The following is a 22,970-nucleotide window of genomic DNA, read 5'->3' as shown; positions in this document are numbered from 1 at the left end:
TTCCGGGCCGCCGTGCGAACCTGCCCGCGGTGATTCGGGGAGGTCGGCGGTGACGCTGTTTCGCATGCTTGCGCTGGCGGCACTGGTCCTGGCCAATTCGGCCGAGGCCGCCGACATGGCCTTTTTCGTCAAGAACCTGCGCAAGGAGGGGGTCGCGGTCGAGCTGTTCAGCCGCGATCGCGAGACCGTCTGGCCGGGCAACGACAAGGTGTTCCTTGTCGATCCGGGCTCGCAGAAATCAGTGCCGATCTCCTGCAATCAGGGCGAACGCATCTGCTATGGCGCCTGGGTCGATGGCAATGACAAGATTTCCGCCGGCGTCGGGCCAGACAACGACCAGCCTTGCGATACCTGCTGCTTCATCTGCGTGGAGCACACGACCGAAACCATCGACCTGGTGCCGTAGCGGCGCTTCGGTGCAGGAGCCACCCCGGCGCGTCAGTCGGGAAGGCCGGCCTTGCCAAAGCCATCGAGGAAGTGCTCGCGCGTCGCGTCGTCGCGGAAGGGCTCCGTCCAGACCCAATGGCGGGTCGTGAAATGCGGGTTGCCGACGAGGAACAGTTCCACCTCCGTGCGTGCCTCCTCGAGCCGGCCAAGTTGCGCAAGGCTTGCCGCCAGGAAGCGGCGTGAGCTGGTGCGGTAGGTCTCGTCCCGGCGCAGCGTCTCGACGGCGCCTGCGTAGTCGCGCGCCGCATATTGCGCCTGGCCGAGCGTCAGATAGTACCAGCTCGGTGGAAACGGGTTCAGCCGGAACGCCTTGCGGATTTGCTCCAGGGCCTCCTCGACCCGCCCGGCCAGGGTCGTTATGTCGGACAATGTCGCCCACGCATCGGCCTCGTTCGGGTCGAGTTCGAACGCCCTGGCGAATTCGGCCTCCGACTCGGCGAACTCATGCTCATAGGCAAGCAAATTGCCGAGCACCCAGTGGCACCCGGCATCGTTGGGATCGATCGCGACCGCCTTGCGCGCCAGCTCCAGGGCAATGCGGCGGTTAGGGTCGATAGGCTCGCCCCAATGCACCCATCCCATCCAGTGGTTCATGGCAAGCCAGCGATAGGCCTCGGCGTAGTGGGGATCGAGCGCAACCGCGCGCGTCAGCATCAGATGCGCTTCCCGTGCGGTCTGCGGCGAATCATCGATCAGCTTGCGCGCCCGCACGCACTGGTCGTAGGCGTCGAGATTGGCGGGCCGGTTGCGTGGCGGCGGTGCGCGCAGCCGGCCGAGCAGCGCCTCCACGATCTTGGCGGTCACCTCGTCCTGGACGGCAAAGATATCGTCCAGGCCGCGGTCGAAGCGTTCCGCCCATAGATGGTCGCCGCTGGCCGCGTCGACCAGCTGCGCGTTGATGCGCACCCGCCCCGCATCGCGCCGCGCGCTGCCCTCCAGCAGATAACGAACGCCGAGTTCCCTGGCGATCTCGCGCACGTCCATTGCCTTTCCCTTGTAGGCAAAAGTCGAATTGCGCGCGATGACGAACAGGCCGGAGATCCTGGACAGGTCGGTGATCAGGTCTTCGGTCAAGCCGTCGCAGAAAGAGTCCTGCCCGGCATCGTTGCCGAAATTGACGAAGGGCAGCACCGCTATCGAAGGCTTGTCCGGCAGCGGCAAGGGTTTTGGCTTGGCGCCGGCGAGCTGTTTCACGGCCCCCGTGAAACGATAGCCGACGCGCGGAACGGTCGTGATCCATTCCCCGCCCCCTTCACCCACAATGCCAGGCGGGCCGAGCAGCTTGCGCAGCTGCGCGATCTGGACGGTGAGGTTGCCTTCCTCGACGGCCGTGCCCGGCCACGCCGCGTCCATCAGTTCGGCTTTTCCCAGGATTTCGCCGGGTTTTGCCACGAGCGCCGCAAGCAGCTTCAGCCCGCGATAGCCAACGGCAACGGGATCGTCGTTCCGAAGCAGCGTTCCCGCACCCGGATCAAGCACGAACGGACCAAAGGCGAAGCGCTCTCCCTGCATTGGCGCATCTATAGACAATTCCGGGAAAAGTGCGAAGCGGTTTTGCCGGGAAACGCGTGGCTAGCCCTCCCGAGAGTGGCGTCAAAACAAAGAGTTAGCGCAAGTTTGGAACTTTTGAGAACTATTTGGGAGGGCTTAATTACGGCGCCGCTCGTATCCTGCAGAATTCAATCTCTTTCCGGGTGAGGTCCACGGTTCCCAACGGTGTGGGCCGCCAAACCCAATGGAGGTTGCCATGAACAATACAATCGCATCGGTCCAGCATCGGGCAGTGCGGCCGGGTGTGCCCGTCCAACGATCGTCGCATCCGCGCTCCCTGCGAAGCATGGTGGCAAGCTGGCGCGAGCGGACACGCTTTCGCTGGGACCTCAAGCGAATGTCCGAGGTCAGTCCGCATCTGATCGACGATATTGGCCTGACGCAATTGCAGGCCAAGGCTGAGATCGCCAAGCTGCCATTCTGGCAGCGCTAAGGCGAAATGCCGCGACAATCTGGAAACAATCGCCGGCATCATCCCTTTAGCGGCGGGCCGTGTCGTGCCATGATCCCCTATCGGCCGTGGGGGCCGATTCTACATCGGGGGTTTCCATGTCGTTCACATCCGTGCGCCGGCTCGCCGCCGCGTTTTCGCTTGCCGTCCTGTCTGCATCGGCCGCCCAGGCCGGCGACGTCACCTTCGCTGTCAAGAACAGCCATCCCAACGCCATGCGTCTGGAACTCTACAGCCAGGACCGCGACTATGTCTGGCCTGGCAGTGGCAAGGATTTTTATCTCGACGACGGCGAGACCAAGCAGCTGCCGATTTCCTGCAACGAAGGCGAATCGATCTGCTACGGCGCCTGGGTCGATGGCGATGAGGGCACCTATTGGGGCGTCGGCCCCGGCAACAAGGAAAAATGCGAGGATTGCTGCTACACCTGCAGCGGCGGCGAAACCGAGGAGATCGATCTGGTCCCCTGACCGGTTGCCGGCTTGACGGGTTTCCTGTTCGAGCCATAGCCTGGCCATGCATGCCGCCCAAAATCGGTTCCGGTTTCGGCGCGACGACATGCATCGAAACAAGACCATACCAAGGGCACGCCGCGCCTGTGCATTCAGGCGCGGCGTACTCCAGGCAACAGGAGCACCGCGATGGCCGGCACGGTCGAGGGCGAAAAAATCGACGTCGGGTTTTCCGGCAAGCGCTGCATCCATTCGCGCAATTGCGTGCTCGGCGACCCGCATGTCTTCGAGCCCAACGCGCCGGGCCAATGGATTCATCCCGAGGCGGCCAGCGTCGAGAAGATCGTCGGGTTGGCCGAGAACTGCCCCTCGGGCGCCATCACCTATGCGCGCAAGGATGGCGGCCCGCGGGAAAAGCCGCCCGTGGTCAACACCGTGCGGCTGCGCGAAAACGGCCCGCTGGCGGTGCATGCCGAGATCGTGCTCGGCGCCGAGACGTTTTTCCGCGCCACGCTTTGCCGCTGCGGCGCCTCCCAGAACAAGCCGTTCTGCGACAACAGCCATATCAAGGCGGGCTTTGCCGCCACCGGAGAACCGGCGCTGAAGGACGCGCCGGCGCTGGAGGTCCGCGACGGCCCGCTGCAGGTGACGCCGACCACGAACGGCCCGCTCAAGCTCGAAGGCAATGTCGAGATCGTCACCGGCACCGGCCACACGATCGACCGCACCACGAAGGTCTTCCTGTGCCGCTGCGGCCACTCGGCCAACAAGCCGTTCTGCGATGGGTCGCACAAGAAGGTTGGGTTTGTGGCGTAGGTAGCCAATCTCCCCCACGAGGGGGGAGATCGCTTGTGGCCCATCTCTCCCGGCTTTATCCGCAAGCCGGTATCGGCTAAGGGCAGGCAACCAAACAATCTGCCCGGACTTTCGCCCAAAATGACCGCCAAGACCAAGTCTGCCCCTCTCTTCCTCGGCATCGACACCGGCGGCACCTACACCGATGCCGTGTTGTGGTCCGAGACCGAAGGTCCACGGGAGGGGCCGAACAAGGGCAAGGTGCTGGCCAAGGCCAAGGCGCTGACCACGCGGCATGATCTGGCCGTCGGCATTTCGGGCGCCGTCGATGCGGTGCTGGAAAAGGCGGGTACCAATCCGGCCGACATCAAACTGGTCTCGATGTCGACGACGCTCGCCACCAATGCGCTGGTCGAGGGCCAGGGCGGCCGCGTGGCGCTGGTCATGATCGGCTTTTCCGAGGCCGATCTTGCTCGCGACGGCTTGAAGACGGCACTCGGCACCGACCCGGTGGTGTTTTGTGCGGGCGGTCATGATGTGCATGGCAATGCCGCCAAGCTCGACCTGTCCGGTTTGGAGGCAATGCTGCCGGAACTCGGCGTGTCGGTGTCCGGCTTTGCCGTCTGTGCCTATTTCGCCACCCGCAATCCGGCGCACGAGATCGCCGCCCGCGAGCTGATCCGCGACAGGACCGGCCTCCCGGTTACGGCGAGCCATGAGCTGTCGGCCAAGCTCGGCGGTCCGCGCCGGGCGCTCACCACGCTGCTCAATGCCAGGCTGATCTCGATGATCGACCGGCTGGTGGCGGCGACCGAGGGGTTCCTTCAGGCCCGCAACATCGCCGCTCCGTTGATGGTGGTGCGCGGCGATGGCGCGCTGGTTTCGGCGGCGTTTGCCCGCCAGCGGCCGATCGAGACGATCCTCTCCGGCCCCGCCGCCAGCCTGGTCGGCGCCCGCCACATGACCGGGCTCGACAACGCGGTGGTCTCCGACATTGGCGGCACCACCACCGACGTGGCGGTCCTCGACGGCGGCCGGCCGCGGCTCGATCCGGAAGGCGCCACCGTCGGTGGTTTCCGCACCATGGTCGAGGCGGTCGCGATGCGCACTTTCGGCCTCGGCGGCGATTCCGAAGTGATGCTGGAGGATGGCGCGCTCAATCCGAAAATCCTGCTCGGGCCGCGCCGCTTGGTGCCGCTGGCGCTGTCCGGCATGGCGCATGGCGAGGCGGTGACAGCGGAACTCGAACGCCAGTTGCGCGCGCCCAACACCGGCCGCATGGATGGCCGCTTCGCGGTCCGCACCGGCGTGCCCGACAGGCTTGCCGCGGGGCTGACCGCCCCCGAGGCAAAGCTCTACGAAGCGATCGGCGCGACGCCGCTTGCCCTCGACAGGCTGCTGACCTCGAATGCCCAGAATGCCACGCTGAACCGGCTGGTCTCGCGCGGGCTGGTGCATATCTCGGGCTTCACCCCGTCGGACGCCGCGCACGTGCTTGGCAAACAGGCGAACTGGGATGCCGCCGCCGCCCGCCTTGGCGCCGAACTGTTCGCCCGCAGGCGCGACGGCCGTGGCCAGGCGATCGCGGCCTCCCCGGAAGCGATCTCTGAACGGGTGCTCTTGACCCTGACGCGCTGGTCGGCCGAATACATCCTGGAGACAGCCTTTGCCGAGGACGGGCTCGACGGCGCGGCGACGGTGGCGCATGCGCTGGTGCAGCGCGCCGTCGATGCCCACCCCGGCATCGCCCGCCTCAGCGTCGCGCTCGACCGGCCCGTCATCGGGCTCGGCGCTTCGGCGCCGCTGCACTATGCCGGCCTGGCGCCCTTGGTCGGCAATGACTGCGTCGTGCCCCGGGATACCGACGTCGCCAACGCGCTCGGCGCCGTCGTCGGCCAGGTCAGGGTTTCGGCGGAGGCCCGCGTCAGCCAGCCCAAGGAAGGCCTGTTCCGGCTTGCCTCGGGTGAGATGGTGCGCGATTTCCTCGACGAGGCGGCGGCGATCGCGGCCGCCGAGGCCGATGTGCGCGCCATTGTCGCCCAGCGGGCTCTTGATGCCGGCACCGACAGCGCCGAGATCGACGTGGCGACGGAGTTCCGGGTTTCGACTGTCGAAGCGCAGCGCATGTTCATCGAAGCGCATATCGTGGCGGTGGCCTCGGGCAGGCCGAGGATTGCGGTTTGAGGAAGAAGAGCCATCTCCGCCCTCCTCGGGGAGATTGGCCAACCGCCCAAAATGCCCCACCTACACCCTAAGCTGAATTGACCCTGCACCCCTGACATGCCAAACGCCCGCAAAGCCTTTCATCTGGAGTAGCCTGATGACCGATCGCATCGAGATCGCCGGATTGCGCATTGCCCGCGAGCTGCATGACTTCGTCGTCGACCAAGCTTTGCCCGGCCTCGACATCGAAGCGGCGCGTTTCTGGGACGGGTTCTCGGTCATCGTCCATGATCTGGCGCCCAAGAACCGGGCGCTGCTGGCAAAACGCGATGCCATGCAGGAAAAGCTCGATGGCTGGTATCGCGACAATGGCGCGCCCATCGACATGAACGCTTACAAGGCGTTCCTGAAGGAGATCGGTTATCTCGTGCCGGAAGGGCCGGCCTTCAGCGTCTCGACCGACAATGTCGACCCGGAAATCGCGGTCGTGGCCGGACCGCAGCTGGTGGTGCCGGTGATGAACGCGCGCTATGCGCTCAACGCCGCCAATGCACGCTGGGGCTCGCTCTATGACGCGCTCTATGGCACGGACGCCATCCCCGAAACGGATGGCGCTGAGAAGGGCAAGGGCTTCAACCCGGCGCGCGGCGCCAAGGTCATCGCCTGGGCCAAGGACTTTCTCGACCAGTCGGTGCCGCTCACCTCGGGCAAATGGGCAGGGGTCAACGGCCTGTCGATTGCCAACGCCGCCCTGAAGCTCAGCGCCGGCGCCGGCTCGACGACGCTGGCCGATCCCAGGCAATTCGTCGGCTATCGCGGCGACACCGCCAATCCGCAAGCCGTGCTCCTGGTGAAAAACGGGCTGCATGTCGAGATCGTCATCGACCGCGACAACCAGATCGGCCGCACCGATCCGGCTGGCATTGCCGACGTCATCCTGGAATCGGCGCTGACCACCATCCAGGACTGCGAGGATTCGGTCGCGGCCGTGGATGCCGAGGACAAGGTCGTGGTCTACCGCAATTGGCTCGGCCTGATGAAGGGCGACCTCGCCGAAGAAATCAGCAAGGGCGGCAAGAGTTTCGTCCGCAAGCTCAACCCCGACCGCGCCTACATCGCCCCTGCCGGCGGCACGGTGACAGTGCCTGGCCGCTCGTTGATGCTGGTGCGCAATGTCGGCCACCTGATGACCAATCCGGCAATCCTGGACCGCGACGGCAACGAGGTGCCGGAAGGCATCATGGACGCGGCGATGACGGCCCTGATCGCGCTGCACGATGTCGGGCCGAAGGGACGGCGGATGAACTCCCGCGCCGGCTCGATGTATGTCGTGAAACCCAAGATGCATGGCCCGGAGGAAGTTGCCTTCGCCGTCGAGATGTTCGACCGTGTCGAAGCCCTGCTCGGCATGGCCCGGAACACCATCAAGATGGGCATCATGGACGAGGAGCGGCGCACCACAATCAACCTCAAGGAAGCGATCCGCGCCGCGAGGGAGCGCGTGGTGTTCATCAACACCGGCTTCCTCGACCGCACCGGCGACGAGATCCACACCTCGATGGAAGCCGGCCCGATGATCCGCAAGGGTGACATGAAGCAGGCCGCCTGGATTTCCGCCTATGAGGCCTGGAACGTCGACACGGGCTTGGAATGCGGGCTCGCCGGCCACGCCCAGATCGGCAAGGGCATGTGGGCGATGCCCGACTTGATGGCCGCGATGCTGGCCGAGAAGATCGCCCACCCCAAGGCCGGCGCCAACACCGCCTGGGTGCCATCGCCAACGGCGGCGACGCTGCACGCCACGCACTATCACAAGGTCGATGTCCATGCGGTCCAGGCGGCGCTGAAGAGCCGGCCCAAGGCCAAGCTCGACGACATATTGTCGGTGCCGGTGGCCGTGCGGCCGAACTGGACGCCCGACGAGATCCAGCGCGAACTCGACAACAATGCCCAAGGCATTCTGGGCTATGTCGTGCGCTGGATCGACCAGGGCGTCGGCTGCTCCAAGGTTCCCGACATCAACGATGTCGGCCTGATGGAAGACCGCGCCACGCTGCGCATTTCCTCGCAGCACATCGCCAACTGGCTGCGCCACAAGGTCTGCTCGGAAATCCAGGTAATGGATTCCTTGCGGCGCATGGCGGCAATTGTCGATCTGCAAAATGTCGGCGACCCGCTCTACCGGCCGATGGCCGCCGACTTCGACGCTTCCATCGCCTTCCAGGCCGCCTGCGACCTGGTGTTCAAGGGAACAAGCCAGCCCAACGGCTACACCGAGCCTGTGCTGCACAAGCGCAGGCTGGAGTTGAAGGCCCGTCAAGGTAGGGCGATGCCACGTTGAAAGGGTTTGGAGCGCCGACTGGATGTCGCCGGTCCGCGTAGTCGGCCATCGAGCGGCGAAGACGGCGGCGTCAGCCCCAGCGGCAATGTCGTGCCGAAGGCGGCAGGCTCTTATGGCTGGATACGGTTCCTTTGCTTTTTTCAGTTAGTGCTGGCTGGAAGGCTCGGGAGCATTGGCATGGCCAACACGATGGCGATCGAAAAGAAACTGTTGAATTCCGTCCATGACCGGGCGGTTTTCCAGCGCCGCGTGCGCATCCTGTCCGACCGGCTGGCCGACGAACTGGGCCCGGCCGGCACCGTTCTCGATCTCGGCTGCGGCGACGGCTCCATCGCCAAGGCGATCATGGAAAAAAAGCCGGGGCTGACGTTTCGCGGCATTGACGTGCTGATCAGGCCGCAAACCCATATCCCGGTAGAACTGTTCGATGGCAGCACCATTCCCGCCGCGAATGGCTCCTATGACTGGGTGACGATTGTCGATGTGCTGCATCATGCCGACCACCCGGGCCATCTCGTGCGCGAGGCGGCCCGGGTGGCGCGCAAGGGCGTTGTCATCAAGGATCACCTGCGCGAAGGCTTCGCGGCTTACCAGACGCTTCGTTTCATGGATTGGGTGGGCAACAAGGGGCACAATGTGCGCCTGCCTTACAACTATCTCTCGAAGGCCGAGTGGGACGCCATTTTTGCCGCCGCGGGCATCACACCCCGCACCTGGCGTGAGAAGCTGTCGCTCTATCCGTTCCCGGCCAGCGTGTTTTTCGACCGTCGCCTGCATTTCATCGGGACCTTGCGATAGGTAACCGGAGCTGGGCGGAACGCGGCTACGCCGCCTGCGCCATGCGCTCCGAACTCATGCGATAGGAAATCGCTTCGGCCAGATGGATGCGGCCGACACATTCGCTGGCGTCGAGGTCGGCGAGCGTGCGCGCCACTTTGAGCACCCGGTGGTAGGCCCGCGCCGAAAAGGCGAGTTTTTCGCTGGCATCCTTGAGCAGCGACAGGCCTGCGGCGTCCGGCATGGCGATCGTCTCGATGACGGCAGGAGAACAATGCGCGTTGGTGGTGGCGCTGTTGACGCCGAGCCGCTCGAAACGCTCGCGCTGGATGGTGCGGGCACGCGCCACGCGCGACGCCACGTCGGCGCTCTTTTCCGCTCGATCCGGCCGGATCAGGTCGCTGGCCGAGACCGCCGGCACTTCGATCCTGAGATCGATGCGGTCGAGCAGCGGACCTGAAATGCGCGCCTGGTAATCGGTGCGGCAACGATCGCCGCGCAGGCAGCGATAACCCGGTTCGCCGGCCATGCCGCAGCGGCACGGGTTCATCGCCGCCACCAGCTGGATGCGGGCCGGATAGGTGACGCGATGGTTGGCCCGTGCGATCATGCAGTCGCCGGTTTCAAGCGGCTGGCGCAGCGCATCGAGCGTCTGCGGCGTGAATTCGGGGAACTCGTCGAGGAACAGCACGCCGTGATGAGCGAGCGACACCTCGCCCGGCCGCGCGCGCAGGCCGCCGCCCACCATCGCCGCCATCGAGGCCGAATGGTGCGGGGCGCGGAACGGCCGCCGGTCGGTCAGCTTGCCTTCGCCGAGTTCGCCAGCCACCGAGGCGATCATCGAGACTTCGAGCAGTTCCTTCGGCGCCAGTGGCGGCAGGATCGACGGCAGGCGCTGCGCCAGCATCGATTTGCCTGAGCCCGGCGGACCGATCATCAGCAGATTGTGTCCGCCGGCGGCCGCCACTTCCAGCGCCCGCTTCGCCGTCTCCTGGCCCTTGATGTCGGCAAGGTCGGGCAGGTCGCGCGGTGCGGCGCGGATGCCGGCCTCCGGGCGCGACAGCACCTGCGTGCCGCGAAAATGATTGGCGATCGCAATCAGGCTGCGCGGCGCGAGAATGTCGAAATCCCGCCCCGCCCAGGCCGCTTCCGGCCCGCAGGCGAAGGGACAGATCAGCCCTTTGCCTTCGGCATTGGCGCCGATCGCCGCCGGCAAGGCACCGGCAACGGCGGTGATCGTACCGTCGAGCGACAGCTCGCCCAGCACGACATAGCCAGCCAGCATGTCGCCCGGAATGGCGCCAAGGGCTGCCATCAAGCCGAGCGCGATCGGCAGATCGTAGTGGCTGCCTTCCTTCGGCAGATCGGCGGGCGCCAGGTTGACGGTCACCTTCTTCGACGGCATCGACAGGCCCGACGCATGCAATGCCGCCTGCACCCGCTCGCGGCTTTCCGCCACCGCCTTGTCTGGCAGGCCGACGATATGCATGTTGACCTTGCCGGGCGCGATCATCACCTGCACGTCGACCGGCACTGCCTCGATGCCCTGGAAAGCAACCGTACGAACCCGCGCCACCATTGTCTGCCCCCGATGCCGGCTCGCCCTTGCCTCTGTGAACAGGCCGCGAGCGACGTCAACGCAAGACAACCACAGATTTCAGGTCAAGGCAAGAACATTACAGGAACAAAGCGGAGTAAACGCATGGAGACGCACACCCGATCATGACGGCTCATCGCCAGGAAGGTGTCCAGCCCTGCTCATTTCTACCGTTGCGGAAGCTGTGGCTGAGAAGCTCCATGCCGGCGGCCTCGATGCGCGTCGCGAAGGCGTCCCTGCGCTCGTCGGTGATCACGTCGAGGAGTCCGCCTGCCTTGCCGCGCGGCCTGCAGTTCGAGAAAGCGTCGTGTGGCATCGGTCCGCCGGACCGCGACGCCAAGGCCCTCCAGGAAGTCCGTGTCGCGGCCGCCCGCTCCGGCGATCGCCGCGGCGCGCTCGAGCGCGGCCTTGTCGTTCACCCGACAATATCGTCATAACGGACCGCGTAGTCCTCAGACGACGCGATCGTCCGGCGGCTTTGCGCCAAGGGTTTCGCCGGCCTCTTGACCAAATCGGGAACATTGGCGCAACCGGTAGCCGCACAGGTTGCGCGCCGGTTGTACCCGGCTGCAAAAGCGGAACATGGTTAACACAAACTGAAAACAAATTATGTCCGCTTCCCCTCCACCGCGTCCCAGAACAGGCTGGCGATATCGGCGCCGCCGAAACGCTTGACCTCGCGCACGCCGGTCGGCGAGGTGACGTTGATCTCGGTCATGTAGTCGCCGATGACGTCGATGCCGACCAGGATGAAGCCGCGCTCTTTCAGCGACGGCCCGATGCGGGCACAGATTTCGCGCTCGCGTGTCGTCAACTCGGTCTTCTCGGCGCGGCCGCCGACATGCATGTTGGAGCGGGAGTCGTGCTCGGCCGGCACCCGGTTGATGGCGCCGACCGGCTCGCCGTCGATCAGAATGATGCGTTTGTCGCCCTTGCGCACATCCTTCAGGTAACGCTGCACGATATAGGGCTCGCGAAACATCTGGCCGAACATTTCGAGCAGCGAGGCGAGATTGCGGTCGGCTTCAAGCATGTGGAAGATGCCGGCGCCGCCATTGCCGTAGAGCGGCTTGACGATGATGTCGCCGAATTCCTTGCGGAAGGCGGCGACTTCGAGCGGATCCTTGGTGATCAGCGTGTCCGGCATCAGGTCCGGGAACTCGGTGACGAAAATCTTTTCCGGGCTGTTGCGCACCCAGGCCGGGTCGTTGACGACCAGCGTCTTTGGATGGATGCGCTCGAGGATGTGGGTCGTGGTGATGTAGTTCATGTCGAAGGGCGGGTCCTGGCGCAGCAGGACGACGTCCATTTCGGACAAGTCGGTGCGCACCTTTTCGCCCAGCGAATAGTGGCTGCCCTTTTCGTCGCGCACCGTCATCTCCTCGACGCGGGCAAACACCTTGCCGTCGCGCATCGACAGCCGGTCGGGCGTGTAGTGGAACAGCTGGTGACCGCGCCGCTGCGCCTCCAGCGACAGGGCGAACGAGGTGTCGCCGGCGATCGACACGGTGGAGACATGGTCCATCTGGACGGCGATTTTCAACTTCATGGCAGGTCCCCAGCATAGTCGACGCAAGCGATATAAGCGTCGCGGCGCGTTCTGCCAATCGCGACCTTTTGAACATTGGGATCAGCAAGGCGCGCCTGCCGGTTGCAGACAAGACGAGGACTGACATCATCGCTTTCTTAAGCCTTGCCGTGCGACGGTAAGCTCCGAATGCAGCCGGCCGACCTGACGCAGCGCCGGGCACCCGATGGAACGACGATCATGAACGCGCTCACTGCCGTCCGCGCAGCCTCAACCCAGCAGCTCGAACTCACCATCCTGATGCCATGCCTCAACGAGGCCGAGACGCTCGCCGTCTGCATCGGCAAGGCCAAGGCCTTTCTCGACCAATCCGGCATAGCGGGCGAGGTGCTGATCGCAGACAATGGCAGCACCGACGGCTCGCGGGAGATCGCAGCGCAAGGCGGTGCTCGTGTCGTCCCGGTGGCGCAGAAGGGCTATGGCGCGGCCCTTCTGGGCGGCATCGCTGCCGCCAGGGGACGCTTCATCATCATGGGCGATGCCGATGACAGCTATGATTTCGGTGCACTGGAGGCATTCGTGGCGCGGCTGCGCGGCGGCGCCGACCTGGTCATGGGCAACCGCTTCCACGGCGGCATAGAGGCTGGCGCCATGCCGGCTCTGCATCGCTATCTCGGCAATCCGGTGCTGAGCTTCGTCGGCCGCCTGTTCTTCCGCATCAAGACCGGCGACTTCCACTGCGGCCTGCGCGGCTTCAACGCCGGCAGCATCAGGAAGCTCGATCTGCAGACCACCGGGATGGAATTCGCCAGCGAAATGGTGGTGCGCAGCGCGCTTGCCGGGCTGCGCATCGAGGAAGTGCCGACCACGCTCAAGCCCGACGGCCGCAGCAGGCCGCCGCATCTCAGGACCTGGCGCGACGGCTGGCGGCATCTCAAATTCCTGCTGGTCTACAATCCGCGCTGGATGTTCTTCATTCCAGGGGCGGTGCTTTCCGGCCTCGGCACGCTGTTCGCGGCGCTGCTGGTGTTCGGCCCCTTGCGGGTGGTCGACAATCTTTCGCTCGATCTCAACACCTTCGTCGCCGCCTGTTTCATGATCGTCACCGGCATCCAGCTCATCACCTTCGGTGCCATTTCGCGATACTACGCCGAAATTACCGGCATCCTGCCGCCAAGCCGCGGGTCGGACTGGCTGACCAGGACCATCAGCACCGACCGTCTCGCCGCCAATGCCGGCATCTGCTTTGCCGCCGGCTTCCTGTTCTGCCTCTATGCCGTGGCGCGCTGGGCCCATCTCGGCTTCGGTCCGCTGAACGATTCCGAAATTCCGCGCATCGTCGTGCTGGGCTTGAGCCTGATCGTCATTTCGTTCCAGGTCTTCTTTTCGGCATTCCTGCTCGGTGTCCTGGAGATCCCTGTCAAGCGGCTGAAGGCCGGGCTGTCGCGGGAAGCGACGGCACGCGATCAGCAATGACCGACGTGCTGCCGGCGCTTGTCCAGGCGCGCCCGTTCCGCTTCATGGTGGTGGGCATCGGTGCGGCGGGATTGTTTTTCGCGCTCTCGTGGCTGCTGGTTTCGCTGGGCGTTCCGCCGTTCGCCGGCAGTGCCGTCGCTTATGCGACGGCGTTCGTCGTTGCCTATCGGGCGCAGCGGGGCTGGACGTTCGGTGCGGAACACGATCACAAGGTCGCGTTCCCGCGCTATCTTGCCCTGCAAGCCGGATGCGCCGCTTTTGCCGGCCTCGTCTCGCAGGTGGCGGTGACGCGTTTCGGCCTGTCGCCCGTCGCGATGTCGGCGCTGACGACGGTCGTGACAAGCACCATCAGTTATCTGGTTTCGAGGCTTTGGGTGTTTCCGGCGCGCGGCCACGGCTATCCCGGCAAAATGACCGCTGGACATGCCGCGATGCCTTCCAAGGACACCGCCCGTCCCTCCTGGCGGGCGGACATGCTGGCGGCGCTGCTCGCGGCCCTGGTGCCGCTCACGGTCTTTGCCGTGACCGGATTTCCGCAACTGGCCAACCCGGCGGGCGACAATGACAGCCTGCTGCAACTGGTCGAGGTCCGCGATCTTCTGGCCGGCCAGGGCTGGTTCGACCTGCACCAGTACAGGATGGGACTGGACGGCGGCTTCGTCATGCATTGGTCGCGGCTGCTCGACGCGCCACTGGCCCTTGGCGTCCTTGCCGTATCGGCCCTGACGGGCAACGTCGCCCTGGCTGAACAGGTCGTGCAGGTGGCCTGGCCTGCCCTGCTGTTCTGGCTGGCGGTCTTCTTCATTATCCGCGCCGCGCGCGCTTTCGCCGGCGGCCACGCTGTCCTGCCCGCCGCCGTCGTCGGTGGCGCCGCGCTCTATTACCTCGGTATTTTCTCCCCAGGTTCGCTGGATCATCACAATGTGCAGCTGACGCTGATCCTGGCGAGCCTTGCCTTGCTGCTCGAGGCTCCCTTGCTGCGGCCGGCCGCCTTGCTCTCGGGCATCTGCGCCACGCTGAGCGTGGCCATCGGCATGGAAAGCGCTCCCTACGCCGGAACCCTTGGCGCCGCTGTCGCGCTGCTGTCCCTTGGCAATGGTGCTCGGGAAAGGCTGACCGCGAGGGACTTTGGCCTGGGCGTCGCCGCTGTTTCGGCTCTCGTCTTCGTCGCCACCGTCCCGGCATCCGCATGGACCCAGGCACAGTGCGACACATTTTCGATTGTGCAGTTCGCCGTCGCCGGACTTGCCGGCGCGGGGCTGGCGGCCATCGCCTCGTGGAAGGCCGCCAGTGCCACCGTCGCCGGCCGCCTGGCCTCGCTCGGCCTGCTTGGGCTAGCCCTTGCGGCTGTGGTTGTATTCCTGTTCCCGCAATGCCTGGCCTCGCCCTATGCCAACCTCGATCCGCGCCTGAAGGAGATGTGGCTCAGCCATATCGACGAGGCGCAGCCGCTGTTCCAGATCGTCACCAATGATCCGGCCAGAGCGGTGGCACGGTTTGCCACGCCGTTGGTGGCCATCATCCTGATGGCGCTCCGCGTCGGCCATGGCTGGCGTCGGCAGGACAGCCTTGTCGGCTCGCTGCTGGTTATGGCGTTCCTGGTCAGCGCCTGGGAAGTTCGCGGCTCGACCTTCTCCATCGCCTTCGCGGTGATCCCGCTTGCGGCATGGATCGCCTGCTGGCGGCAGCGTGCGCAAACCAGTCCGTCCAACAGCGCCGCACTCAGGATGGCCGCGGCCTGGCTGATATCGGTAAATGCAATCTGGGCAGGCGCTGCCGGGGCGGCGTCGAGTGCTTTCCAAACCGACGCGGCTGCCACCGGTGCCAAGGCCGCAGACACGGCTTGCCTCGGCAAGGCATCGTTCGCGGCGCTCGGCCGGATGCCGGCCACAACCGTGCTTTCGCTCTCGAATCTTGGCTCGCCGATACTGGCCTTTACCGGTCACCGCGTGCTGGCCGGACTCTACCACCGCAACGTCGCCGGAAATCTGGTCGCGCTCGATGCCTTGCTGGGCTCGGATGCCGATGCCAGAACCGTTGTCGAAAGGCATCATGTCGGCCTTGTCGCACTCTGCCGTGGCAATGCGGAAAGCCGCCTGCTCCTGGCCAGGGCGCCGGACGGTTTCCTGGCCAGGTTGATGAGCGGGGACGTGCCGGACTGGCTGGAGCCGGTGGCGGAGACCAAGGGAAGACCCCTGGAACTGTATCGCGTCAAGACAAACGGCTGAAAATCCAAGCGCTTGACGTATCTTGTAGCCGGCTCCACGGAGGTATCCGGCTTACGGTTTGGGCACGGCTCGCGGCGAAAGCCGGACCCCATTTTTCGGATCATGCTCCGGCCACAAAAATCGGTCCGTGGGATACGTTTCCTAAAGGGTTTGCTGCCAGTCTGGAAAATAAATTCCGACGACAAAAGCAGGGACGAACAGGGACACCGATGCAAACTCCGTTTGGCACCGGTCAGGCAAACAGGGAAAGCACGGATCTGGCGTTCACCGATCCGTTGACCGGGCTTGGCAATCATCGCCGCTTCTTCGACAAGGTCGATCGCCTGATCAGCGACCGTTCCGACGATCCCGCGCCCTTCACCGTCGGCATTCTCGACCTCGATGGTTTCAAGCCGATCAACGACCTGTTCGGCCACAAGGCCGGCGACGACATCCTGATCCAGGTGGCGATGCGGCTGCGCGCCTCGATGGACGGCCATTCGACGGTCTGCCGCATCGGCGCCGACGAATTCGCCTTCCTCTACCCCCTTGTGTTCTCAGAGGAGGCGGCGGCGGAAAAATCCCGCATGCTGATCGAGATCCTGTCGGCGCCCTACGATGTCGGCGAACGCACCGCCAGGCTCTCGGCCTCGGTCGGCTGCTCATTGTTCTATTCCGGCGACGAGACCACCGAGATCCTCATCAACAAGGCCGAAACGGCGCTCTACCATGCCAAGCGCTCCGGTCGCGGCCGCGTCGTCGTCTATACCCGTGAGATGGAGGAGGCCGCCAAGCGCGTCACCCGCATCGAACAGGCGCTGCGCCGCGCCGTCTCGGCCGGCGAGGTGGAGCCGCATTTCCAGCCGATCGTCGATCTCACCACGCGCCGCACCATCGGCTTCGAGACGCTGGCGCGCTGGACAGACCGCGACCTCGGCTCGGTGCCGCCGACCGTCTTCATCCCCATCGCCGAGGAGCGCGGCATCATCGGCCCGTTGTCGCAGCTTGTGCTGCGTAAGGCCACGGAGGCCGCCAGGAGCTGGCCGAAAGACCTGTTCCTGTCCTTCAACCTGTCGCCCTCGCAGCTCGTCGACCAGAACACCGGCCTGCACATACTGGCGATCCTTGACCGCACCGGCTTCGACCCGCGCCGGCTGGAGATCGAGATCACCGAGACCGGCCTGATGAACGACCCGGCCTCGGCCGCGCAGATCGTCGAGGACCTGCGCCGCGTTGGCATCCGTGTCTCGCTCGACGATTTCGGCACCGGCCAGTCCTCGCTCGGCCGCTTGCGCGAATTCCATTTCGACAAGCTCAAGATCGACCGAGCCTTCGTCTCCTCCATTCTCGACGACCGGCCGTCCGAACACATCATCCGCGCCATCCTCGCCATGTGCGAAGGGCTCGGCATGGATGTGGTCGCCGAAGGCATCGAAGAGGAGGCGCAGGCCGATCGCCTGGTCCAGTTCGGTTGCGCCGGCGGGCAGGGCTATTTGTTCGGCAAGCCGGCCGATGCCGACGCCACATTGGGCTACCTCCGCGATTCCTTCCGTGGCGCCTTGCGCGCCAAGGCAATCTGAGCGGCGGGTTTCGGCCCTGCCCGCGATGCGGCGATGCCGCCTGGCGGGGTCGAGCGCGGGCGCGATCGCCTTTTTGTCAGACATAAGGCCCGAAATCGGTCTTTTCGCCCTTGCCCGCCGGACGTGTCTGGCTAGGATGCGCGCCGGTTGACCCGGGAGACGAAAAATCATGATGCCATCGGCGCGTTTTGCCGACCTCGAAGGCGCTTCGGTGCTGATCACCGGCGGCGGCTCCGGCATCGGCGCGGCATTGACCGAAGGGTTCATGCGCCAGGGCGCCAAGGTCGCCTTCATCGACATCGCCGACAAGCCCAGCATCGCACTCGCCGACCGTATCGAGGAAGAGCTCGGCCGTCGGCCGCTCTATCTCAGGACCGATCTGCGCGATATCGAAGCACTGCGGGCGTCCGCCGCGAAGGCGGCCGAAGCGCATGGCGACGTCACCGTGCTGGTCAACAACGCCGCCTGGGACGAACGTCACGCCGTCGAAGACGTGACGGTGGAGTTCTGGGACAATAACCAGGCGATCAACCTGCGGCCGCATTTCTTCACCGCGCAGGCGGTGGCGCCGGGCATGAAGCGCGCCGGCGGCGGCTCAATCATCAATTTCACCTCGACGTCCTATCTGATCAATCATCCCGACCTGCCGGCCTACACCGCCGCCAAGGCCGGCATCCTCGGCCTCACCAAGGGGTTGGCCGGCAAGCTCGGGCCCGACCGCATCCGCGTCAATGCCATCGCGCCCGGCTGGGTGATCACCGAGCGGCAGAAGCAGCTCTGGGTCACTGAACAGGCGCTTGCCGCCCATGTCGCCAAGCAGTGCATCAGGGACGTCATGCGGCCGGACGACATGGTCGGCACGGTGCTGTTCCTGGCCTCGGATGCCTCGCGCATGCTGACCGCGCAGATGCTGATCGTCGATGGAGGTTTCCTGTGAGCCCGGGGTTTGCCAGCAGCGTGCCGGCAGTCGCGGCGCTCGATTGGGGCACGACCCGGCTTCGGGCCTGGCTGATCGACGGCGGCGGCAAGGTGCTTGCCGAGCGGCGCGGCGACGATGGCCTGATCACCGCGCGCGAAAAGGGCTTCGCCAACGTTCTGGAGGGCCATCTGGCAGCGATGGGCGCGCCGGAGGAATTGCCAGTCATCATCTGCGGCATGGCCGGCTCCCGCCAGGGCTGGCTGGAGGCACCCTATGTCGGCGTTCCGTCGCCGCTCGGTGCCATTCTCGGCGGCGCCGCTAGGGTGCCCGGGCAGAAGCGCGACATCCGCATCATTCCCGGCCTTGCCCAGCGCCTGGCCGACGCGCCCGATGTCATGCGCGGCGAGGAGACGCAGCTTGCCGGCGCCGGCCTGCCCGCCAGGGGCCGCGAACTGGTCTGCATGCCCGGCACGCATTCGAAATGGGTGCTGGTGGAGGACGGCGCCGTCGCCGGCTTCGGCACCTGGCCGACGGGCGAGCTGTTTTCCGTGCTTGCCGCGCACTCGATCCTGCGCCATTCGCTGGGTGAACATCCAAGCCCGGTTGCTCCAGACAATCCGTTCTTCCGCCGCTGGTGCGAAACAGCGCTAGGCGATGGCGGCGATGTCACCTCTCGGCTGTTTGCCATCCGCGCCGCCGGCCTGCTCCAGGACCTCCAGGCCGATAATGCCGCCGCCTGCCTGTCCGGCCTGCTGATCGGCGGCGAGATCGCGTCTGCCCGGCGCCGGCATGGCGCCGGCGCGACATCGGTCGTGCTGATTGCCTCGGGCGCGCTGGCCGGGCTCTACCAGGCCGCCCTCGGCCTTGCCGGGCTTGGTGTGCGGACAGTCGACGCGGACGAGGCTGTACGCGCCGGTCTCATCGAGGCCGCGCGGGAGAATGGCATGATTGCCAGAAGTGGAGCCGCCATATGACCGAGACCGCACCCTTTCCAAAACTTAAGCGCGGTCTGGTCGCCATCCTGCGCGGCCTCAAGGCAAGCGAGGCGATCGCCATCGGCCAGGCATTGTTCGATGCCGGCATCGAGGCTATCGAGGTGCCGCTCAATTCGCCCCAGCCGTTTTCGTCGATCGCCAGGCTTGTTCAAGTGCTGCCGAAGACAGCTTTGGTCGGCGCCGGCACGGTGCTGACTGCGGCCGATGTCGATAGTCTTCACGCGGCCGGCGGACGACTGCTGGTCAGCCCCAACATCGATGCCGAGGTGATGGGCCGCGCCGCGCATTACGGCATGGTCACCATGCCTGGCGTGTTCACTCCCACCGAGGCCTTCCAGGCGATCCGGCTCGGCGCCTCGGCGCTGAAATTCTTCCCCGCCAGCGTGCTCGGCGCATCGGGCATTTCCGCTATCCGGGCCGTGCTGCCGGCGCAGACTCTGGTCGGCGCGGTCGGTGGCGTTTCGGAAAAGGACTTTGCCGGCTACAAGGCGGTTGGCGTGACGGTCTTCGGGCTCGGCTCCAGCCTGTTCAAGCCAGGCATGAGCGTCGACGATGTGGCGGCGCGCGCCTACGCAGCCGTCGCTGCCTGGGACGCGGTATTCGGAGAAGCATGATGAGTGAACCGATCGTTTCCGTCTTTTCCGATCATGTCTGCCAGCTCGGCGAAGGGCCAAGTTACGATCCCGGCACGGATGCGCTGTTCTGGTTCGACATCGTCAACAGCCAGCTCCTGGAAAAGCCCTTGGCAGGCGGCGCGCTGAAAATCCACGAGCTTGGCCAGATGGCAAGCGCGATCGCCATCATCGATGACAAGCGACAGCTGATCGCCACCGAAACCGGGCTTTTTGTCCGCGACGTCGCCACCGGCGGAATGACGCTGCACACCGCCATCGAGGCCGACAACCCGGTCACCCGTTCCAACGATTCCCGCGTCCATCCCTGCGGTGCCTTGTGGGTCGGTACCATGGGCAAGGGCGAGGAGAAGGGCGCGGGCTCGATCTACTGGTTTTTCAAAGGCGAACTGCGCCGCCTGTTTTCGGATATCACCGTCTCGAACTCGATCTGCTTTTCATCAGACGGCACGCTTGCTTACTACACCGACACCTCGACCGGATTGCTGATGCGCGTTGCCTGCGATCCGGCGACCGGCCTGCCCGTCGGCGAGCCGAAGATCTTCGTGGATCACCGCTCGGCCAAGGGCTATATCGACGGTTCGGTGCTCGACCGCGACGGCATCCTGTGGAACGCCGTCTGGGGTGGCAGCGTCATCGAGGCCTATGGGCCGGACGGCGAGCTCGTCCGCACGGTCGCCATGCCGGTGACGCAGCCATCCTGCCCGGCCTTCGTCGGCAGGAATGCCGATCGGCTGGCCGTGACCTCGGCCTGGTCGGGCAAGAATGAAAAGCAGCGTCTGCTCGACCTGCAGGGCGGCATGACCTTCCTGCTGGACATTCCTGTCAATGGCCGCCTGGAACCCCGCGTCCTGATCGCCTGACATTGCCGGACGCGAGCCCCGAGGCCTTGGTCTCAATCCTGGCGCTGTCACGCAGGCGTCCGGGGCGCGTCGATTTCGCGAAAGCCGATTGTGCGGGCCGTGCGATGGTAGGTCATCGCACCGTCGGGAACCGCCACATCATGCCAACGCACAAGCCGAAACTGGTCCTTGTCCACGAGCCTGAAAAGGCTTGTTTCGACCGCTTGCTCGCCGACGGTCATGCATCGCGGCGTGCCGCCGAAATCTCGTCCTATCTGGCGCAGTCGACCGATCTCGCTCTCGAATTCGATGCGCTGGCCGCCGCCTGCGAGGCGCGCGGCCTGTCCTTTGCGCCGGTGGTGCTCGACGATGCGGCCAAGGTGCTCGACGGGGAGGATCCGCGAAGCGCGCTGGTCTGGACGCTGACCGACGGCGTCGCCTATTTCCGTGGCGGCGCGGCACCCGCTTTGGCAAGACTGAGCGGTTTCAACACCATCGGCGCCGACGATTCGCTGTTCGCGCTCTGCCAGGACAAGTTCCGCTCCGGCGCCGTGCTTGGCGCGCTCGACCTGCCGGTGCCGCAGGCCGGTCTCGCGCGGGATGGCAAATGGCTGGTCGAGGCGCCGGCCTCCGCCGCCGGCTGGTTCGTCAAGCCCAACCGCCTCGGCGCCAAGATCGGCATCTGGCCGGATTCGCGCGTAACCGATTTCGCTCACGCGCTGGAGCTTAGCCGGCGTGTTTTCGCCTGTTATCGCGACGATGTCGTCGTCCAGCCCTATGTCGCCGGCCGCAACGTCCGCGCCAGCTTCCTTGGGCTGATGCCGGATACCGGCGTTGAAGCGCTCGGCGTCGCCTTTGTCGAGTCGGGAGGTGATTTCCAGACCATGGAAGACAGTTTGGCTCTCTATGGCGCCACCGGCGAGGCGGCGAAGGCTGCCGGGCAATACGCCGAACCCGAACTCGCTGCGGTCGCGGACAGCCAGCCGGCGGCCGATGCGAGGATCAAGGGGATCGCCGAACGGCTGATCACCGGGCTCGGCCTGCGCGATGTGTTTTCCATGGACCTGCGCGTCGAGGCCGACGACACGGTTCACCTGATCGAATTCGAGGTCTGTCCCGGCCTGCCCTGCTTCGACTTCCGCGCCTATTGCCGCCAGCAATGGGGGTTGAGCTTGGCCGACGCGATGGCTGAAACCGCGGCGAACAGGCTTTTGCGCTAGATACCCTCGACCAAGACGATCTCGCCGTCGGCGACCTTCTGGCGGATGGCCACCGCGCGCTGATATTCCGGCGAGTGGTAGCAGTCATGCGCGGCGGCGAGCGATTCGAACTCGATGAGCACATTGCGCGCCCGCCCTGGGCCCTCGGCTTTCTCATGCTCGCCGCCGCGGGCCAGGAATTTCGCGCCGAAGCGCTCGAAAGCTGGTTTTGCCGCCGCGACGTAATCCTTGTAGCCTTCGGCGTCGCGCACATCGACGCGGGCGATCCAGTATCCCTTCGGCATTGTTCTCTCCCTTATTCTACGCGGAGCGCATTTCGTCGAGGATCGCCTGCGCTGCCGCGCGGCGGTCGTTTGCCGCGACGATCGGGCGGCCCACCACAAGATGGCTGGCGCCGTTGCGGACCGCTTGCGCCGGCGTCACCACGCGTTTCTGGTCGCCATGGTCGCTCCCCGTCGGTCGGATGCCCGGCGTCACCACTGCCATGTCCGGGCCGACGATGCGGCGCACCGCTTCGGCTTCCGCGGCCGAGCAGACGATGCCGCCCATGCCGGCATGGAGCGCCTGTTCGGACCGCCGCAGCACCAGCGTGTGCGGGTCATATTCATAGCCAACGTCGATCATGTCCTGCTCGTCCATCGAGGTCAGCACGCTGACGGCGAGCAGGCAAAGCTCGCTGCCGCGCGCCGCCTCCACCGCCGCCTGCATCGCCTTGGGATAGGCGTGGATGGTCAGCATGGTCATGCCCATCCTGACGATGTTCTCGACGCCCTTGGCCACCGTGTGGTCGATGTCGAGCAGCTTCATGTCGAGGAAGATTTTCGTTCCGCCGCTGGCCAGTTCCCTGGCGAAGTCGATGCCGCCGGCAAAAGCCAGCTGATAGCCGATCTTGTAGAAGGAGACGACGCCTTCGAGCTCGCGCACCGCCTGCTCGGCCTCCTTCACGGTCGGCACGTCGAGGCCGACGATCAATCGCTCCTGCATGCAATGAGGCTGC

At 65.4% G+C, this 22,970-nt stretch carries 21 protein-coding genes; 16 read left to right on the top strand and 5 right to left on the bottom strand.

Features of this window, described 5'->3' with window-relative positions; all coding sequences use genetic code 11:
• The first annotated feature begins 49 nt into the window (after window positions 1-49).
• Window positions 50-406 (top strand): hypothetical protein, encoded by a 357-nt coding sequence (locus FJ950_RS26605; RefSeq protein WP_015314700.1) that lies wholly within the window; start codon window positions 50-52, stop codon window positions 404-406.
• Between the two features lie 32 nt (window positions 407-438).
• On the opposite strand, the gene FJ950_RS26600 is transcribed toward FJ950_RS26605, so the two are convergent.
• Window positions 439-1,959 (bottom strand): winged helix-turn-helix domain-containing tetratricopeptide repeat protein, encoded by a 1,521-nt coding sequence (locus FJ950_RS26600; RefSeq protein ID WP_140619821.1) that lies wholly within the window; start codon window positions 1,957-1,959, stop codon window positions 439-441.
• Window positions 1,960-2,194: 235 nt separating this feature from the next.
• On the opposite strand from FJ950_RS26600, the gene FJ950_RS26595 reads away from it, so the two are divergent.
• From FJ950_RS26595 to FJ950_RS26570, 6 genes are all read left to right on the top strand, one after another.
• On the top strand, window positions 2,195-2,431 hold the full coding sequence (locus FJ950_RS26595; protein WP_015314698.1) for a DUF1127 domain-containing protein: 237 nt from the start codon (window positions 2,195-2,197) through the stop codon (window positions 2,429-2,431).
• Between the two features lie 116 nt (window positions 2,432-2,547).
• Window positions 2,548-2,919, top strand: coding sequence for a hypothetical protein (locus FJ950_RS26590; RefSeq protein WP_140619819.1), 372 nt, complete (start codon window positions 2,548-2,550; stop codon window positions 2,917-2,919).
• Between the two features lie 171 nt (window positions 2,920-3,090).
• Complete coding sequence (locus FJ950_RS26585; protein WP_140619817.1) at window positions 3,091-3,717, top strand: CDGSH iron-sulfur domain-containing protein; 627 nt, start codon at window positions 3,091-3,093, stop codon at window positions 3,715-3,717.
• Window positions 3,718-3,837: 120 nt separating this feature from the next.
• Window positions 3,838-5,880 (top strand): hydantoinase/oxoprolinase family protein, encoded by a 2,043-nt coding sequence (locus FJ950_RS26580; RefSeq protein ID WP_140619815.1) that lies wholly within the window; start codon window positions 3,838-3,840, stop codon window positions 5,878-5,880.
• Window positions 5,881-6,016: 136 nt separating this feature from the next.
• Complete coding sequence (locus tag FJ950_RS26575; RefSeq protein ID WP_140619813.1) at window positions 6,017-8,200, top strand: malate synthase G; 2,184 nt, start codon at window positions 6,017-6,019, stop codon at window positions 8,198-8,200.
• A gap of 177 nt (window positions 8,201-8,377) precedes the next feature.
• The gene (locus FJ950_RS26570; RefSeq protein ID WP_140619811.1) at window positions 8,378-8,998 is read left to right on the top strand and encodes a class I SAM-dependent methyltransferase; all 621 of its coding nucleotides are present in this window, start codon (window positions 8,378-8,380) and stop codon (window positions 8,996-8,998) included.
• A 25-nt stretch (window positions 8,999-9,023) separates the two neighbouring features.
• Here the strand turns inward: FJ950_RS26570 and FJ950_RS26565 are convergent, their stop codons facing one another.
• Window positions 9,024-10,556 carry a YifB family Mg chelatase-like AAA ATPase gene (locus FJ950_RS26565; protein ID WP_140619809.1) on the bottom strand — a complete coding sequence of 511 codons (1,533 nt, stop codon included), beginning with the start codon at window positions 10,554-10,556 and terminating at the stop codon, window positions 9,024-9,026.
• Between the two features lie 233 nt (window positions 10,557-10,789).
• Between FJ950_RS26565 and FJ950_RS29610 the strand changes: the two genes are divergently transcribed.
• Window positions 10,790-11,011, top strand: a complete 222-nt coding sequence (locus tag FJ950_RS29610) for a hypothetical protein (RefSeq protein ID WP_210242368.1) — start codon at window positions 10,790-10,792, stop codon at window positions 11,009-11,011.
• Window positions 11,012-11,181: 170 nt separating this feature from the next.
• Here the strand turns inward: FJ950_RS29610 and gshB are convergent, their stop codons facing one another.
• Window positions 11,182-12,123: a glutathione synthase gene (gene gshB / locus FJ950_RS26555; protein WP_015314678.1), complete on the bottom strand. Its 942-nt coding sequence runs from the start codon at window positions 12,121-12,123 to the stop codon at window positions 11,182-11,184.
• A 219-nt stretch (window positions 12,124-12,342) separates the two neighbouring features.
• Here gshB and FJ950_RS26550 point away from each other — a divergent pair, with 219 nt between their 5' ends.
• The 8 genes from FJ950_RS26550 (at window position 12,343) to FJ950_RS26515 (ending at window position 21,973) form a co-directional block, all read left to right on the top strand.
• Complete coding sequence (locus FJ950_RS26550) at window positions 12,343-13,578, top strand: glycosyltransferase family 2 protein (protein ID WP_140619808.1); 1,236 nt, start codon at window positions 12,343-12,345, stop codon at window positions 13,576-13,578.
• Window positions 13,575-15,806, top strand: a complete 2,232-nt coding sequence (locus FJ950_RS26545; protein ID WP_140619806.1) for a GtrA family protein — start codon at window positions 13,575-13,577, stop codon at window positions 15,804-15,806. The genes FJ950_RS26550 and FJ950_RS26545 overlap by 4 nt, the downstream gene beginning before the upstream one ends.
• Window positions 15,807-16,015: 209 nt before the next feature.
• Window positions 16,016-17,365 (top strand): EAL domain-containing protein, encoded by a 1,350-nt coding sequence (locus tag FJ950_RS26540; protein ID WP_140619804.1) that lies wholly within the window; start codon window positions 16,016-16,018, stop codon window positions 17,363-17,365.
• Between the two features lie 169 nt (window positions 17,366-17,534).
• Window positions 17,535-18,302, top strand: a complete 768-nt coding sequence (locus tag FJ950_RS26535) for an SDR family oxidoreductase (protein WP_015314674.1) — start codon at window positions 17,535-17,537, stop codon at window positions 18,300-18,302.
• On the top strand, window positions 18,299-19,258 hold the full coding sequence (locus tag FJ950_RS26530) for a 2-dehydro-3-deoxygalactonokinase (protein WP_140619802.1): 960 nt from the start codon (window positions 18,299-18,301) through the stop codon (window positions 19,256-19,258). Before FJ950_RS26535 ends, FJ950_RS26530 begins: the two co-directional genes overlap by 4 nt.
• Window positions 19,255-19,893, top strand: a complete 639-nt coding sequence (locus FJ950_RS26525) for a 2-dehydro-3-deoxy-6-phosphogalactonate aldolase (protein ID WP_140619800.1) — start codon at window positions 19,255-19,257, stop codon at window positions 19,891-19,893. The genes FJ950_RS26530 and FJ950_RS26525 overlap by 4 nt, the downstream gene beginning before the upstream one ends.
• Entirely contained in the window at window positions 19,893-20,774 is an 882-nt protein-coding gene (locus tag FJ950_RS26520) for an SMP-30/gluconolactonase/LRE family protein (RefSeq protein ID WP_140619798.1), read from the top strand. Before FJ950_RS26525 ends, FJ950_RS26520 begins: the two co-directional genes overlap by 1 nt.
• Window positions 20,775-20,914: 140 nt before the next feature.
• Entirely contained in the window at window positions 20,915-21,973 is a 1,059-nt protein-coding gene (locus tag FJ950_RS26515) for a D-alanine:D-lactate ligase-like protein (RefSeq protein ID WP_140619796.1), read from the top strand.
• On the opposite strand, the gene FJ950_RS26510 is transcribed toward FJ950_RS26515, so the two are convergent.
• Both FJ950_RS26510 and pyrF read right to left on the bottom strand, forming a co-directional pair.
• Complete coding sequence (locus tag FJ950_RS26510) at window positions 21,970-22,257, bottom strand: DUF1330 domain-containing protein (RefSeq protein WP_023781950.1); 288 nt, start codon at window positions 22,255-22,257, stop codon at window positions 21,970-21,972. The genes FJ950_RS26515 and FJ950_RS26510 overlap by 4 nt on opposite strands.
• A gap of 16 nt (window positions 22,258-22,273) precedes the next feature.
• Window positions 22,274-22,957 (bottom strand): orotidine-5'-phosphate decarboxylase, encoded by a 684-nt coding sequence (gene pyrF, locus FJ950_RS26505; protein WP_181171452.1) that lies wholly within the window; start codon window positions 22,955-22,957, stop codon window positions 22,274-22,276.
• Window positions 22,958-22,970: the final 13 nt, after the last annotated feature.

This window comes from Mesorhizobium sp. B2-3-14 (assembly GCF_006442175.1).
GTDB lineage: Bacteria > Pseudomonadota > Alphaproteobacteria > Rhizobiales > Rhizobiaceae > Mesorhizobium > Mesorhizobium australicum.
This window is presented reverse-complemented; position numbering and strand designations above follow the sequence as displayed.

Coding starts and splice junctions, on each gene's coding strand:
- FJ950_RS26515 (WP_140619796.1), top strand. CDS start 20,915: ATGCCAACGCACAAGCCGAAACTGGTCCTTGTCCACGAGCCTGAAAAG.
- pyrF (WP_181171452.1), bottom strand. CDS start 22,957: ATGCAGGAGCGATTGATCGTCGGCCTCGACGTGCCGACCGTGAAGGAG.
- FJ950_RS26575 (WP_140619813.1), top strand. CDS start 6,017: ATGACCGATCGCATCGAGATCGCCGGATTGCGCATTGCCCGCGAGCTG.
- FJ950_RS26545 (WP_140619806.1), top strand. CDS start 13,575: ATGACCGACGTGCTGCCGGCGCTTGTCCAGGCGCGCCCGTTCCGCTTC.
- FJ950_RS26570 (WP_140619811.1), top strand. CDS start 8,378: ATGGCCAACACGATGGCGATCGAAAAGAAACTGTTGAATTCCGTCCAT.
- FJ950_RS26600 (WP_140619821.1), bottom strand. CDS start 1,959: ATGCAGGGAGAGCGCTTCGCCTTTGGTCCGTTCGTGCTTGATCCGGGT.
- FJ950_RS29610 (WP_210242368.1), top strand. CDS start 10,790: ATGCGCGTCGCGAAGGCGTCCCTGCGCTCGTCGGTGATCACGTCGAGG.
- FJ950_RS26540 (WP_140619804.1), top strand. CDS start 16,016: ATGCAAACTCCGTTTGGCACCGGTCAGGCAAACAGGGAAAGCACGGAT.
- FJ950_RS26510 (WP_023781950.1), bottom strand. CDS start 22,257: ATGCCGAAGGGATACTGGATCGCCCGCGTCGATGTGCGCGACGCCGAA.
- FJ950_RS26580 (WP_140619815.1), top strand. CDS start 3,838: ATGACCGCCAAGACCAAGTCTGCCCCTCTCTTCCTCGGCATCGACACC.
- FJ950_RS26590 (WP_140619819.1), top strand. CDS start 2,548: ATGTCGTTCACATCCGTGCGCCGGCTCGCCGCCGCGTTTTCGCTTGCC.
- FJ950_RS26565 (WP_140619809.1), bottom strand. CDS start 10,556: ATGGTGGCGCGGGTTCGTACGGTTGCTTTCCAGGGCATCGAGGCAGTG.
- FJ950_RS26585 (WP_140619817.1), top strand. CDS start 3,091: ATGGCCGGCACGGTCGAGGGCGAAAAAATCGACGTCGGGTTTTCCGGC.
- FJ950_RS26535 (WP_015314674.1), top strand. CDS start 17,535: ATGATGCCATCGGCGCGTTTTGCCGACCTCGAAGGCGCTTCGGTGCTG.
- gshB (WP_015314678.1), bottom strand. CDS start 12,123: ATGAAGTTGAAAATCGCCGTCCAGATGGACCATGTCTCCACCGTGTCG.
- FJ950_RS26595 (WP_015314698.1), top strand. CDS start 2,195: ATGAACAATACAATCGCATCGGTCCAGCATCGGGCAGTGCGGCCGGGT.
- FJ950_RS26550 (WP_140619808.1), top strand. CDS start 12,343: ATGAACGCGCTCACTGCCGTCCGCGCAGCCTCAACCCAGCAGCTCGAA.
- FJ950_RS26520 (WP_140619798.1), top strand. CDS start 19,893: ATGAGTGAACCGATCGTTTCCGTCTTTTCCGATCATGTCTGCCAGCTC.
- FJ950_RS26525 (WP_140619800.1), top strand. CDS start 19,255: ATGACCGAGACCGCACCCTTTCCAAAACTTAAGCGCGGTCTGGTCGCC.